This window comes from Parabacteroides caeci (assembly GCF_023656795.1).
In the GTDB taxonomy this organism is placed as follows: Bacteria; Bacteroidota; Bacteroidia; order Bacteroidales; family Tannerellaceae; genus Parabacteroides; species Parabacteroides segnis.
Window position 1 is genome coordinate 13,734 of the sequence record NZ_JAMOKT010000062.1, and the last position, 15,093, is coordinate 28,826.

Annotated in this window: 9 protein-coding genes; 6 read left to right on the forward strand and 3 right to left on the reverse strand. The window is 50.8% G+C overall.

The genetic code is table 11. The features are described from left to right. The first annotated feature begins 26 nt into the window (after window positions 1-26). The 5 genes from NBH15_RS23310 to NBH15_RS23330 are packed head-to-tail and all read left to right on the forward strand — an operon-like array spanning window position 27 to window position 6,897. The gene (locus tag NBH15_RS23310) at window positions 27-4,328 is read left to right on the forward strand and encodes a cobaltochelatase subunit CobN (RefSeq protein ID WP_250823672.1); all 4,302 of its coding nucleotides are present in this window, start codon (window positions 27-29) and stop codon (window positions 4,326-4,328) included. 2 nt (window positions 4,329-4,330) lie between these two features. Further along, window positions 4,331-5,035, forward strand: a complete 705-nt coding sequence (gene hmuT / locus NBH15_RS23315) for an HmuT family protein (protein WP_128132893.1) — start codon at window positions 4,331-4,333, stop codon at window positions 5,033-5,035. A 7-nt stretch (window positions 5,036-5,042) separates the two neighbouring features. Continuing rightward, the gene (locus NBH15_RS23320; protein ID WP_186961624.1) at window positions 5,043-5,678 is read left to right on the forward strand and encodes a MotA/TolQ/ExbB proton channel family protein; all 636 of its coding nucleotides are present in this window, start codon (window positions 5,043-5,045) and stop codon (window positions 5,676-5,678) included. Further along, a complete protein-coding gene (locus tag NBH15_RS23325) occupies window positions 5,675-6,001 on the forward strand; it encodes a DUF2149 domain-containing protein (RefSeq protein WP_075559044.1) in 327 nt (108 codons plus the stop codon). Before NBH15_RS23320 ends, NBH15_RS23325 begins: the two co-directional genes overlap by 4 nt. A 50-nt stretch (window positions 6,002-6,051) precedes the next feature. Next, window positions 6,052-6,897, forward strand: a complete 846-nt coding sequence (locus tag NBH15_RS23330) for a hypothetical protein (protein ID WP_250823673.1) — start codon at window positions 6,052-6,054, stop codon at window positions 6,895-6,897. Between the two features lie 7 nt (window positions 6,898-6,904). Here NBH15_RS23330 and tamL read toward each other — a convergent pair whose 3' ends face one another. From tamL to rhuM, 3 genes are read right to left on the reverse strand one after another with little or no spacing between them, the layout of a single operon-like run. Then, on the reverse strand, window positions 6,905-9,349 hold the full coding sequence (tamL, locus tag NBH15_RS23335) for a translocation and assembly module lipoprotein TamL (protein WP_443146960.1): 2,445 nt from the start codon (window positions 9,347-9,349) through the stop codon (window positions 6,905-6,907). After that, window positions 9,349-13,953, reverse strand: coding sequence for a translocation/assembly module TamB domain-containing protein (locus NBH15_RS23340; protein WP_250823675.1), 4,605 nt, complete (start codon window positions 13,951-13,953; stop codon window positions 9,349-9,351). The genes tamL and NBH15_RS23340 overlap by 1 nt, the downstream gene beginning before the upstream one ends. A gap of 37 nt (window positions 13,954-13,990) precedes the next feature. Further along, window positions 13,991-14,599 carry a RhuM family protein gene (gene rhuM / locus NBH15_RS29570; RefSeq protein ID WP_443146961.1) on the reverse strand — a complete coding sequence of 203 codons (609 nt, stop codon included), beginning with the start codon at window positions 14,597-14,599 and terminating at the stop codon, window positions 13,991-13,993. A gap of 60 nt (window positions 14,600-14,659) precedes the next feature. On the opposite strand from rhuM, the gene NBH15_RS23350 reads away from it, so the two are divergent. Beyond that, window positions 14,660-15,088, forward strand: a complete 429-nt coding sequence (locus tag NBH15_RS23350; RefSeq protein ID WP_233566657.1) for a putative endonuclease domain-containing protein — start codon at window positions 14,660-14,662, stop codon at window positions 15,086-15,088. The last annotated feature ends 5 nt before the right edge of the window (window positions 15,089-15,093 follow it).

Below are 15,093 nucleotides of genomic sequence, written 5' to 3' on the forward strand. Positions count from 1 at the left end.
AGTAAACAAAAACAAACCAATAAATAATGAAACGGAATTTAATTATTGCAGGAACACTAGTAGCAGTCGTGTTGGTTGCCTGGTTTGTATGGGCCAGGGTTGCCGGTACGACGAAGGTGGCCCTTGTGAACTTTCCCAACTATCAGGTGGCCAAAATGGTAAAATCGGTAGATACTGGTTTTATTGACCTGAAGCAACTGACGATCGATGATTTCGACCAGCTGAATCGGTATGATGCCGTCCTTGTCTTCGGTATGGGTATCCGGATGACAGACGAACACCGAGCCGTACTCGAAAAACTGAAGGCGAAGCAAGTGCCTGTCTTCTCGACAGCCGTAACCGACCCGGTAAATAATATCAGCAGCCTGGATTCTATCCAAAACAAACGGGTGGGCGATTACCTGTCGAACGGAGGTACTGCCAATTACCGCAGCCTCTTCAACTATATCCGTCAGGATCTGACGGGAAAGAGCCTTTTTACCGGTGAGATCAAAGAACCGGTGGAGATCAGCTCCGACGTCCTTTTCCACCTGGATGATGAACGGGTGTTCGATACCGTAGCCGATTATGAGAAGTATTATAAAGAAAACGGTTACTATAAGGAAAATGCGCCGAAAGTGGCACTGATCGTTGGGATGGCGGGTCCGTTCGATACGAACAAGGACCATCTGGATTCCCTGATCATCAGTCTGGAGCAGCGCAATATGAATGTCTATCCCGTATCCGGTTTTGCCAGTCGCCTTCAGTTCCTGGAGGAGATCAATCCTGTCGCCGTGATCTATATGCCTCACGGTCGTTTGTTGATGGGACAGGGCGAGAAAGCAGTGGAATGGCTGAAGGCGCATAACGTCCCGATGTTTTGCCCGATCACCATCAACGATACCTATGATAACTGGATGGCAGATAAACGCGGGATGGCCGGCGGCTTTATGAGCCAGAGCATCGTGATGCCCGAACTCGACGGCGGCATTGCCCCGTTTGCCCTCAATGCACAGTTTATCGACAAAGACGGCTTATATCTGTTTAAGAATATCCCTGGCCGCCTCGCGCAGTTCACCGATATGGTTGCCAATTATCTGAACTTGCAGACGCTTCCGAACAAGGATAAAAAGATAGCTATCTATTATTATAAAGGTCCGGGCAAGAATGCCATGACGGCTGCCGGACTCGAAGTCGTTCCTTCGCTGTATAATTTCCTGAAGAAACTGAAAGCGGAAGGCTACGACCTCTCCGGCCTGCCCGCTACGGAAACGGCTTTCGAAGCGATGATCAACGAGCAGGGACCGGTGTTCAACGCTTATGCCGAAGGGAATATCCAGAAATACCTGGATTCCGGTTATCCCGCTTGGGTGTCGTCTCCGCAATACAGCGCCTGGCTGGAAGATATCCTTTCTCCGGCTATGCAGGATACGCTGGTCAGCCATTACGGCAGGGGACTGGGAGATTTCTATACCCGCGAAGCGGACGGTATCGAGCAGATTGCCGTGACCCGCATCGACCTGGGGAATGTCGTTCTCTTACCCCAGCCGACACAAGGTACAGGCGATAACTCCTTTGCTGCCGTGCATGGTTCGAACGAGGTCCCTCCTCACCATTATATCGCTTCTTACCTCTGGGTCCAGAAGGATTTCAAGGCGGATGCCATGATTCATTTTGGTACGCACGGCAGCCTGGAATTTATACCGGGCAAACAGGTCGCCCTGTCTTCCGACGACTGGACAGACCGTCTGGTAGGTTCGCTTCCCCATTTCTACCTTTATACAATCAGCGATGTGGGAGAAGGATTGATAGCCAAACGCCGCAGCTATGCGACAACCATCTCCCACTTGACTCCCCCGTTTATTGAAACAGGTCTTCGCCGGGAAGTGGATGATTTATTGAACGATATCAAACGTTACCTGGCAACTGACCTGCGTGACGAATCGCTGAACAGAAAGATTAAGAATAAAGCGATACAAATGGGATTGCATCGCGACCTTCAGCTGGACAGTCTCCGTACGCAGGCCTATACCGATGCCGAAATCGAAAAGATAGAAAACTTTGCGGAAGAACTCTGTGCCGAAAAGATTGTCGGCGGACAGTATACCTTGGGCGTTCCGTATGAAGAGTCAAAGATTGCCTCTTCCGTCAAACTGATGTGCACGGAACCGATCGCTTTCAGCTTGGCAAACCTGGATGAGGTACAGAAGAAAGTCACCCGGAAGCAAATCGAAAACCAGGCTTTCTTCAACGATAACTACCGTACAAAAGCACAGCTTGCCGTCAAACAGGTGATGGATAACCCGGCTCTGGCCAACGACCCGGCCTTGCTTGCCCGGCTGGGAGTCTCTCCCGAAACCGTAGCGAAGGCACAGGCAATCAAGAAAGCATCCGAACCGAAGATGAACCGGATGATGGCTATGATGATGTCAAAGATGACGGAAGAGTCCAAAGACGGTAAGAAACCGAAGATGGGACACGGTCATCCCGCCGGAATCCCCAAAACCGGAAAGATGCCGGACGCTGTCAAGAAGATGCTGGAAGAGAAGATGAAAGGCGAACAGATGCCTGCCGATACAACAGGCAAACATAAGGCAGTAGACAGCAAAAGCGGTGCTACCCAGCAAATGGATACCGTTACCCGCGAACAACTCCTGTTTGCCAATGCCGTGCTGGATATCCAACAGGCCATTCAGCATATAAACAACTATCGCGAATACCTCCGCCATACTCCGCAGATGGAACTGGATGCCTTCATCAATGCCCTGAACGGCCATTATGTAGCTCCGAGCCCGGGTGGCGATGTCATCTCCGACCCGAACGCGTTGCCTACCGGACGTAATCTTTACGGTATTAATGCCGAAGCGACTCCCACCCCAGCAGCTTGGGAAAAAGGGAAAGAGATGGCGAACCGTATGCTGGCAGAACATGCCAAAAACCATGGCGGTGCCACTCCGAAGAAAGTTAGTTTTACCCTTTGGTCCGGCAGTTTCATTGAAAGCGAAGGAGCGACAATCGGCGAGATACTTTATCTGCTCGGCGTCGAACCGATACGCGACCAGTTCAACCGTGTGCTGGATATCCGCCTGATCGACACCAAAGACCTGGGACGTCCGCGTGTGGACGTGGTTGTGCAGACTTCCGGCCAGTTGCGTGACGTAGCCGCCTCCCGCCTTACCCTGATACAAAAGGCGGTGGATATGGCAGCCGCTGCCGGCGACGGTGACGACAACTACGTGGCCAAAGGCCGCAACGATGCCGAACGCGTCCTGCTGGATAAAGGTTTTTCTCCGAAGGAAGCACACGAATACGCTACACAACGTGTGTTCGGCGGTGCAAACGGTATGTACGGAACCGGCATCACAGCCATGGTTGAAAGCGGCGACCGTTGGGAGAACGAATCGGAGATAGCCAATGTCTACCTGAATAATATGGGTGCCACCTACGGCAATGAAAAAGACTTCGGTGGTTTCAAACCCGGAATCTTCGAAGCGGCCCTCCAAAACACGGAGGCAGTCGTGCAGCCCCGCCAGAGCAATACCTGGGGAGCGCTCAGCCTCGACCATGTGTATGAATTTATGGGCGGTATCAGTCTGACGGTCCGCAACGTGACCGGCAATGATCCCGACGCTTATTTCAATGACCTGCGTAACCGCCACCAGGCCCGTGTACAGGATTTGAAATCGGCTATCGGGGTAGAGACCCGTTCAACGCTGTTCAACCCGGTTTACATGAAGGAGCAGATGAAAGAGGGAGCTTCGGCAGCCAACGCGATGTCGGAAACGATCCGTAATACCTACGGCTGGAATGTGATGAAGCCGAAAGCCATCGACAATGAAATCTGGGACCAGTATTATGAAGTGTTTGTGAACGATAAGCTGAATGTCGGTGTCAGGGAGTTCTTCGAACGTGAGAACCCCGCAGCTTTGCAGGAAGCTACTGCCGTGATGATGGAAACCGCCCGCAAAGGTTACTGGAAAGCAACTCCGGAACAGTTGAGGAATATCGCCGCCCTTCATTCGGAGCTGGTGGAGAAATATGATGCAGGTTGCAGCGGCTTCGTTTGCGACAATGCCAAGTTGCGCACGTTTATCGGCGAACAGTTATCCGCAGAATCAGCCAAACAATATCAGGGAAAGATTGAATCGGCCCGCAACGAAAGCATCTCCGGCGATGATAAGGGAGTGGTGCTGAAGAAAGACAAGAGCGTGCAGACCCAGGAATCGGGGTTGGGAGATAATATTTCTTCATTCAGCCTGGCTTTAATCAGCTTCTTCTGGCTGGCGGTCATCTTCCTGCTTATATTCTTCATCCGTAAAAGAACCCGGAAGGGAAAAAGGAGAAAATAACGATGGATAATATCTTGCTGTTATTATCACTTTTCGCAGTCGTGAAAAGCCTGTTTATGACAAGCCTGTTGCCGAACCGTTGGTACAGGCTTGCCTTCAGCCTTTCGCTGGGCGCATTTATCATGCTCTGCCATCCCTATGCCATGGAGGTAAATAAACTGGAGTTACAACGGGTGCTCTCCACACAGTCTGCCATGATGAATATTTCGCTGGTGGTGATGGTGGATATGCTGTTGTCCGGTTATTTCTGCATGGCCCGCATAAAGGATTGGGAAGAGGGCAACTCTTTCCGGTGGTACACGAAGTTGTTCCGGTATATACCCTCCCTGCTGGTTTTCCCTGCCCTGTACTATATTCATATCACCCTGTTCTTTACGTTGACGGGAGTTGATTTTATGCGTACGAGCATCGGACTGGCAGTCGGAGTAACGGTTGCGTTCTCACTGGCATCGTTCTTTATGCGCAAGCTGATTGCGGAAAAGGAGCTGCTGATAGAACTGGTCGTTATCCTGACCTTCTTCGTCTGCGTACTGGTTATCTGCTGTACGATTTTCCATCCGTCGGCTACAGTCTACAACCATGCTTCGCCGGTCGACTGGGTAGGCTGTGCCGGTACGTTGGCCCTGTTGCTGGTTATTTTCATCCTCGGATATCTTTGGACACAGGTGGTCCGCATTTATAAACAACATAAAAATTCTAAGCACTAAATATATTATGGAACAAGTATCAAATATTTTATTCTGGATATCGAGCGGGTTACTGGTACCCGTTATCGTCGGATTGCTTTTTTTCTTCGCCAAGAGTATCGTTATGCTGGGAGGCTTTGCCGGCCAATATATCCAGCGCATAAAACAAGATAAACAATTACGTACCCGCATGGACCAACTGGATCAGGCGACCATCCATACTTTTTCGGAAGAACTGGAAGAGCAGCCGGATTCGCTGTTTACCCGTACTGCCCGGCAGTTGTTGTCTACCGGCAGCACGGCCGTGTCCAACCGTATCCTCTCCGAGTATGAGGTAACGGCAGATGCCGAACTCGGCAAATATAAAGTACTGGTTAAATTCGGTCCTATCCTCGGGCTGATGGGAACTCTGATTCCGATGGGACCTGCCCTAGCGGGACTTTCCACCGGCGATATTTCATCTATGGCCTACAATATGCAGGTCGCTTTTGCGACGACGGTATTGGGCTTGTTTTCCGGTGCGGTCGGATTTATCCTGTTACAGGTAAAACAGCGCTGGTTCACTTCCGACCTGGTTTATCTCGATTTCCTGTCTGACCTCCAAAAAGAGAAACCTCAGGCAGCAAAAGCCACATTAGTCACTTCAAAAGCCGTAAACGAATGAGCCGCCGCCGGATATTGAACGCAGCCGAGGACCATGACCCGGTTGCGATGTTGTCGAACCTGTTCGACGTGGCGATGGTTTTTGCCGTCGCCCTGATGGTTGCCCTGGTGACTAAGTTCAACATGACGGAGATATTCTCGCAGGAAGATTATACGATGGTAAAGAATCCCGGAAAAGAGAATATGGAAATCATAACGAAAGAAGGACAGACGATTACGAAATACAAACCTTCGGAAAGCCAGGAAAAATCCGGTAAGAAGGGAAAGAAAGTCGGAATCGCTTATGAAATGGAGAACGGCGAGATTATTTATGTTCCCGAATAAAAAAAGGATTACTTTTGAAACCAATATAAACAAATACATACATTACATTTATGAAACTTACTTCACCCTGGACGGGAATCCTGTCCTTTCTGATTGTTCTTTTCACTATGCCGTTGGGACATGCCGCCATGATTCTGATGGAAAAACTGCTGGGTCATAATTATCTTTATCCTGCCGCATTCGGGTTGGGAGTATTGGGTGTCGTGATGCTATTGGTCGGAATTATTTCGAAGAAAGAGACTTCGGCTACATTCTGGGGATTGTTTGGAGGACTGTTTGTCTGGACGGGTTGGATTGAGTTCGGGTATGTTTACTTTGCCAACCGTTTCGGTGTGCAACCCCTGATTGAGAACGGTGAGGTGGTGACTAAGCCGGAGTATCTGATTATGCCATCCTCCTACGGTTTTTGGGCGATTGTCATGCTGTTCTATATTTTCAGTACCCGTTCCGGTTGTAACTTTTTTAACTGGATACAGCGCAAGATACATTACGGCCAGCCGGTGGAAACGCTTCAGCCGATTGTGCGCAATGTGGCTATGACAACCTTTATGGAGCTGAACGTGCTGCTGTGGACTTGCTATATGGTCTTGCTTTTCGCCTATGACACGGAGTTTCTGGGCAACCGTCATCCGGTGACGATGCTGATTGCTTTCGGTTCGCTCGCGTGGTCGATCTACCTCTTTATCCGTTTGCTGAAAATCAAGAAGCTGGCCTATGCCATCCGTTATGCCATCCCGACCGTGATTATCTTCTGGACCTTTGTCGAGATATTGGGCCGCTGGGACATGCTGACCGAAATATGGGTAGAACCTTCCCACTATTGGTTGGAGATGACAATGATGGCTGTCGCCTTCCTGGTTTTACTGGGTGTTCTGCTGTTCAGACATAAGAAATGAGGAACTCCTAGAACGGATACCCGATTGCCAGATGCCATCCCGGTTTATATTTGGGGACGTTGAAGTAACCATTCTTGTCCGTTTCGTAAGGAACATGTAATGGGATACCCATATCCAGGCGGATTACGATAAAGGTCAGGTCGTAACGTAGGCCGACACCGGCATCTAGCGCCAGGTCTTTCAGGAAACGTCCCCATTTCAGTTGGCCGCCGGGACGCTGTTTGTCTTCACGGATCAGCCAGATGTTACCGGCGTCTACGAATGCAGCCCCGTGCAGGTCGCCCAGGATCGGGAAACGATATTCGAGGTTGGCTTCAAATTTCAGGTCGCCGGTCTGGTCGAGGTAACTGTAAGTAGACTTTTCAGGAAGGTAACGGCCCGGGCCGATCGAACGGATCGTAAAGGCACGCAAACTGTTGGCTCCCCCGATATAAAACTGCTCGCTATAGGGAGCAACCCGGGCGTTCCCGTAACTGTAGACGGCACCTGCCATCATGCGTCCGACCAGATGCTGGTTATGGCCGATCTTATAATCATAACGTATCTCGGCTGTCCCTTTCACGAACTGGGCAAACTTGTTTCCCAGCAGATGTTTCCCTTCTTCGTTGAATTTCTTTCCGGCAATAGCATAGCCGGCACCCAGCAGGTTACCTGCCTGCGAAACGGCAAGCTGGAACCACGTATGGTTCCGGCGTGTAGTGATCGGGGCATCATCATAGGTATAGGTATAACCCATTGCCGGCACGAACTGGTTTTCCAGACTCAGTTTTAACGCCTTGTTATCCTTTGTTATGCTATCGAACTCATGCGTCGTAGACTGGAGCAGGTTGTACGTCAGCTTGAACGGCGTGATCGAATGGTGGCTGGTGGCGGACGACTGGTAATCGTAGGAAGCACTTCCGCCGAAAGCCAGCATCTTGAAGAAACGTGCCCGGTTCAGCTGGTCGACATACAACCGGAAAGAGGTACTTGACGGATACAAGCCGTCTTTCTTCATCATTCCCGGGAAAAGCAATTGCGGGAATGTCAGCGTTCCGCTCAACCCCATCTCCCAGCTGTTGATGGCCGATTTGGCACCATCCACCCGGTTGCCGGTCTGCCATTCGTAAGAACCGCGCAGGCGTACTCCGAAAGTCTCGCCGCCACCGAACACGTTCCGTTTCGTAACGCTGAAGATGGCTCCCGGTCCCACCTGGTCGTTACTTTTGGAGGTGACGTTCACTTCCAGTTCACCGTCGAGCGGAAGGTCGTAGACCGTGTTGATCTTCAGGTCGAGCGTATCCTGGCGCCGGGTGGTGTCGCGCGGGGTATATTGCATTTCGGAATACCGGAAAATACCCAGGCGCGAATAGCTGGTCTGGGTCCGTTGCTGTTTTTCCTGCGAATAAAGGTCGCCCGACCGGAACCGCAGGCGGTTATAAAGCACCGACGGACGGACGCGCAGTTTGCCTTCGTAATAGACGGTCATGTCTTTGTAACGTACCGAATCGGTGGGTGTCTCATTGTTATAGCCGTTCAGCCAGACTGATATATCGCCGATCTTCCACGGGCGAAGAGCGGCACGCGACAGTCCGGGTTTGGTCATGATGCGGAGCGCCACCTTGCCGGGATTCATGATGGTATCAGCCTGGTAAGTGATGAACTCGGGACGGAAATAATAAAAGCCGTTGTTGCGCAACAAAGAGGAGATACGTTGCCGTTCGGCTTCCAGATTCGTCACGTTGAAGTTTTCGCCGTCATGAAGCAGGCGTTCGCCTATCGTATTTTGTATCAGTGTATCCATCCGGTGACGCATCCTTACATAACGGATACTGTCGTAGGTGTAGGGATGGTTCATGGCCACCTGGTAAATGAGTTTTGCTTTCTTCGCATTTTTCGGATTGGTATCCACCTGGAAAGAAGTCGTTCCGTTGAAATAGCCATATTCCTTCAACAGGTTTTGCGCTACCTTGATGCGGACTTCGGGATTTACGGTGGAGACGAACACCGGTTTAGCAGCCAGCTTGTCGAAAATCCATTTCCCAATCTTCCCCTTTTTATTAACAAATGCATTATAGACCCAGAGGCCGAAAGGCAACGGCACACGGATGGACGAACTTCCCAGCAGGGCATTGTTGGGCGGATAGGCAAGGGCGCCTTCCACTTCGGCGAGGGCATCTTCGCCGGCGGTGGTTTTATCGTCATCGGTGACATCGATCTTTTTAATGCCGGTGTAGAGTACTTCGCCTTCAGGCAGATTCTTCGTTGTCGAACAGGAAGAGGATAGCAGGATCAGGGTAGTGAATAGGAAAATTATGACCCCCCCCCTGCCCCCTCTCGAGAGGGGAGACGGATACTCTCTGTTGTGGAAACTGTTGGTAACTTTTCCCCTCTCGAGAGAGGGCAGGGGGGGGGTTATCGCCATCCCGTTTAACAGTCTGTATAATTTGTATAATATGTCCTTATTTTCCATCATTCTTCTTCATTTACCGGTTTGGGTCGATTCTTTTTAAAATTGAACAGTTCGCGCAGATGGAGCATCTTGCGGCGCAGGACGATACCGGCACCTGTTTCGGTGATCTCACCTTCTAGCAGACTTTCGTAGTTCTTATCGTGGAACAGCTTCACGTAGCGGGTTCCGCTGGCATCCAGCCGGTATTCGATCGAGACGTTGTCGATAAAGGCTTGTGTCTGGCTGCTGTTGCTGGCATTTTCGCCAGTCGAGATGCGTCCGCCCAGCACGACACGGATGCGGTCGTTCCAAAAACGTTTGGCGAAACTGAAATTATAATCGGTACGCTGGCCGCCTGAGCCGTCGCCGTTCTCGTCGTAGGTATCCATACCGAAGGAGATGTCGACCGTTTTCAGGGCACTTCCGGCAATGTTGCTGATCTCGCTGTTGAGGAAGCTGTTCAGGGCGGCACCCATGTTCAGATTCTGTTTGCCGCTTCCTGAGTTGCCCAGATACATGCCGGTCATGATCATGCCGACTGCCAGTTTCGTGCGTTCATCTTCACCCAGGCTGCTCAATTCTGTCTGCATCGCCTGGTCTTCGGGAGCCGTCAGGACGAATTGCAGGCCCAGGTTCTCCAACTGCTGTTTGAGGGCGATGCCCACGTCGAAATTCACCATGCGCGGGTTCTGTCCGCTGAGCGTCACGTTCGTGCGGATGCGTTCGGTGGCGGTCAGGTTCAGGTACGGGTCCATCGGATCGCCGCTCCACTGCACATAACTACCGTTTTCGATATTAAATTCTTTCAGCGGGATGACCGGCAGGGCATATTTCACGATGCCGCCCGAAAGGGTATATCGTCCGTTCAGGATCATCTCGCCCTGCGGGGTATACTGGAAAGAAAGGTCGCCACCCCCTTCGAGCTCGACTTTGCTGGAGCGGTCGGGTGTAATGTCGGCGTTCAGCCGTACGGACTGGTCGATGCGGATGGTCAGCAGCATATCCAGGCCGCCCAAAGGCAGCGGGGCTTCTTGCCGGCGTCGGTTCACCAGCGTGTCTTCGAACGAAGTGAAAGTCACCAGGTCGGACAGACGGTCCTGTACCGTCAGCGGCGAGTCTTTCATGACATAGGTCACATTGGTTCCTCCCAGCAGTTGCAGGCTGCCGCGCATCATTAAGGCATCCAGCGGACCTTTGACCGTCGACGCCAGGTTGACGAGCAGTTTGCCGTACACCATGCTTTCCTTGTTACGCTTCACGTCGAGCAACTGCATGTTGTCGGCATTCAGCTTCAGGTCGGCCATCATCCGCGAAGGATTATTGAAGTCGATCGTGCCGTCTATCACGAACGGGTTCTTTCCGGCTGCGTGGATATGGTATTTGTCGAATAGGATCTTATTTTCTTTCACCACGATTTTCTTGTCGTCCACCCGGAAACTGGTTCCCACGGCAGTGACGAACATTGAAGTCGAATCCATTTCGATATATCCGTTCATTTCGGGAGCTTTGCTGCTGCCCTTTATCGTCATGTTTCCTTCTAGCACGCCGCTGAGCGCCGCCATATTATCCGGGATAAACGGGTTCACCATATCCAGCGGCAGATGCGTTACGTCGAGTGTCCCGTCCAGATGGTCGTTTTCTCCCATCTTGTAAAGGGCGGTTGCCGACATGACCTCGTTTTGGTCGCGGAAGAAGTGCATGTCGACCTGGTGTGTATTGTCTGCCAGCGGGAGATAAACGGTGCTGAACATCAGTTCGCCTACCCGTCCGCCTTCATAGATCAGATTGTCAATATTCGCATCGACAACGACCAGAAACGAACTGTCCGACGGAGCATATTGCATGTCGGCGCTCAGGATACCCTTCATCGAAGGTATCTCCGCAAAAGCCTTTGAGATCACATCGAGGTTGATCTGGCTCAATTCCAGATGTAGTTCCTCCATCTTATCCTTTTCGGGCAGCGAATGTATCCACAGGGAGGCGTTTTCTTCGCCCGACAGGCGGAGGTCGGCGGCAATATCTTTTTCGTTCTTATAAAGGATATAATTGTCCGGGTTCAGCTTGAAAGGGCGGAATGCCAGGATTGGATTGTCCGGGAACAGATGGAGGTTGAAACCTTCTTCCACCTTGTCGGCACGCAGTCCGAGCAGGATACCGGTTTTCCCCAGGCCGTCCGTGTACAGGAGTTCGGCATCGGCAAACGTATTCCTGACCTTCCCCTTGACTCCGGCTGTGAACGGAGCCTGCTGGCGGAATTTCGTCTTGATGACATCGGCCTGATACAACAGTCCGAGCGAGTCCTGCCGGATCGCAAAGCTGACTGTGTCTATCCGCGTCGTGTCCTGCATCAGGTTGTAAATGCCGGCATCCAGCCGGAAACCTTCTTCGGGAGAGGTGAACGCCTCCAGGTTCAGGTTGTTGAACAAGACGTTCGCCTGCTGCAATATATTATAAATCGGATTATCTTTCCCTGCCGATATGGCCAGATGCATATCCGGCAGCAACGGTTTAAAGGCGGGGATATTGATCATCGAATCTTTCTCGAGTTGTTTGTTCAACCCTTCGGAAATCTTGTTGAACTTATCGGTCATGGTCTCCAGGTCGGAGTTGCCGGTCAGCACGATCCCGAGGTCGCCGGCATGGAAGGAGACGCGGGTGGTGTCCTTGGAGCTTTGGGCGTGCAGGGTCAGTGTCTTCGGTTTATAAATACCCGTGGTGGTGGTCAGTTCCCAGTTTCCGAGGGTGACGTCGACCAGGTTGTTCTTTCCCATATCGGTTTCCGCTTCCGCGAAAAGCTGAAAGGAGGTTGCCAGCGAGTCGTTCATCAGATGCATGCCATAGAGGTCGAAGTTTTCGACATCGGCTATCAGCATGGCTTTGATCTCTTTCTTTTGCAAGGTCGCATTCAGCGTCATATCCATCTTTGCCAGCGGATATTTGCTCAGCAGGTCGAACTTTACGAAGTTCTTTTCCAGCGAACCGGCCAGGGTGACGTCCGATACGTTGTAATTGCCGTATCGTATATCCGTCAGTTTTCCGTCCAGCTTTGCCCAGGAAGAGGTTTTGAAGGGATCGAACCCTTGGCCTTCCGCCTGTATGGAAGCGCTCATATAATAGAGCGAATCGAGCGGCATAAAATGCACCGGCTCCAGGCTATCCACTTTCAGGTCGGCTTTATAAGCCTCTTTGGCCGGGTTGAAACGGCCTGTCAGCAGGACTTTCCCTTTGTCTTCTTTCAACAGGAGATCGGCTTGATACTCATTATTCTTCAGAGCCGCCTCGCCGGTCAGGGTGATGCCTGCCGGGATATTATACCGATGGCGTTCGGCGAGGGGAAGCATCGTCAGCAGGAAATCGAGATTGCCGGTTTTAGCTTTCAGGTCCAGTTTTCCAGAACGGCGCACACTGTCGGTCAGTGCTTTCATCGTTCCGGAAACGTCCATCCGGAAAGTCCCCGGCAACTCAGCTTTCAACTGGCGGAGCAGCATGGACGATAAGTTTCCCTCTACTCCGGCAGTCAGTGAAACCGGTTTCTGAGGATAGGCTTTCTGAAAATCTTCGGGCAGTGCACCGGCAAATGTCATCACATCTTCTTTTCCCAAAGAGGCAGTTAATAACACCCGCATATCACCTTCGGGGTTTTCATCGAACGAACTCCAGGGAACCATCGCCAGCAGGCGTGCTTCCGAAGCAGCTGTTTTCAGTAATAATTGCGGTACACTAATAGTCGTGCTGTCGCTGTGAAGGCTTCCGGTCAGCGAAGTGATCGCCAGTCCGGAACGGTCGTTGGCAGAGAGTTCGCGTATCCGTGCCTTTATGTCCCTCCCTCCGTAGAACAGCGAATCCAGGGTGATATTGACATTACTCAGGGCGATATGCGAAGGGTCGAAACCTATCACCGGCTCCTGGTCGTTGCCGTCGTATCCCAGTGTCGAACCGGTCAGCGTGAACAGGTCTGCTCCATATTGTGAGGTGCCCAGGTCTACGACGCCGTCTTTCAGGTTCGCCTTATCTATATAGGTAGTCAGGCGCAACGAGTCGGCAGGCATCTGCATGGCAAACGCCACCCGGTCGAGATTGATCTTTTCCAGTTTCAATATCCAGTTGACTGGGGTGGAGGTGGTGTCGGCTTTCGTTGTCGTATCGTTCAGTAGCAGGGTGATAGCGGTATCGGACAGGTCGATTGTATTGAGCGTCACCTGTTCTTTCGAGAGATTGATGCGGTCGGCCTTGGCATATAAGCGTCCTAGCACACCTTTTATCTCCATGCCTTCGATAAAAGTCCCGGTATTCACTTTCACCCCTTCCAGATTGATGGCGTCTACCAGCACTTCTTTTTTCAGCAGAGGCAAGGCACGTACATTGACGGAAAGGCTTTTCAGCGTCAGGAGCGTATCGGTAGGAGCCGTCAGGACTTCTACGCCCCGCACAGTCAGGTTCAGCGGGAAGGAGAGGCGTATCCGCTCGATCCCGATCTGCATCCCGGTCGCTTTTCCGGCATAGTAGGCGGCCTGTTTCACTGCAAAATTCTGTACAGGCGGTATATATAAAAGCACAGAGACGAGTAATATCAATACCACCGGTATCAACAACACAATCCCTATCCGTTTTATCCAAATCCTCATCTTTTTATCAGCGTTTTCTTTTTTATTATCATAACGGCTAAATACCCTGTTTTGTTTGAAAATTCTTTAACAAATATAGAAATAAAATTTCGTAATAAAAACGGGGTAATGTGATAATATGCCAATTAGTTACACCTGGACTCCGTTTTGTGAAAAGCATTAAGACATTTTCATCAATATAATTATCGATAAGTACAATTGATTTGCGGGCCGATCTTATCAGGTCGGCAGCAAATTTATAAGCATCGAACAATTGACCGTCGAAGAAAATTCCCTCGACAGGGGGAAGCGATGTTTTGTTGGCCCAAATACGAAATCGTATTCCAGATTGAGATTTTACCCGATATCCAATTGATAAAATCATCTCCAGATTGTAAAACTCCATTTTATAAGTTTTGCCATCTCTTGCAGTTGTCGCAAAATTTGCGACAACTGGTAAATCTTTAAGTTCTTCTTTTTTATTTGTCCCGTATCTGTTTTTCTGTGGAAAATATTCAGATAAATTCGAACAAATAACTATCGTTGTTTTCGTCGAGGATGCCGTTTTGATGGAGGACGTCGTAAACGTTTTCGAATGATTTTGTGCCGAAACCTCTGAAGCATCTTTTTCAATCTGACACCTTATTTCTGAAAGCCAGTCTCGAATTTTACATTATCTTCCCTTCCCTGTTTCACCCCATCCGAGTCCGTTTTCAATTTCTCCCGGATGAAATTTGATTTTCTTCCGAAAGGAATTGTATTTTCTCCCGGAAGGGCGTTTTCCTATAAAAAAACAACAGTTTTCACCGAAATGGGGAAATATACAATAAGTATTTTGGCGACGGCCTATTTTTCGCCGCTTAGCGCGTTGATCCTGAAGCATACGGGCGAGGAGGTGGTGGCGGAATACCGTTTCCATCCCGGGCGGGACTGGCGGTTCGACTTCGCCATCCCTTCCCGCCGTGTGGCTGTCGAGGTGGAGGGCGGCGCCTTCAACGGTGGCCGCCATATCCGCCCCGAAGGCTACCTGCGTGATATGGAGAAATATAATGAGGCGGCAGTCTCAGGCTGGTGCGTGATACGCGTGCTGCCTGGAGAACTGCTGATGCTGAAAACGTTACGGCTGGTTATCCGTGCGGTACAAAATCATAATTGAAAAAG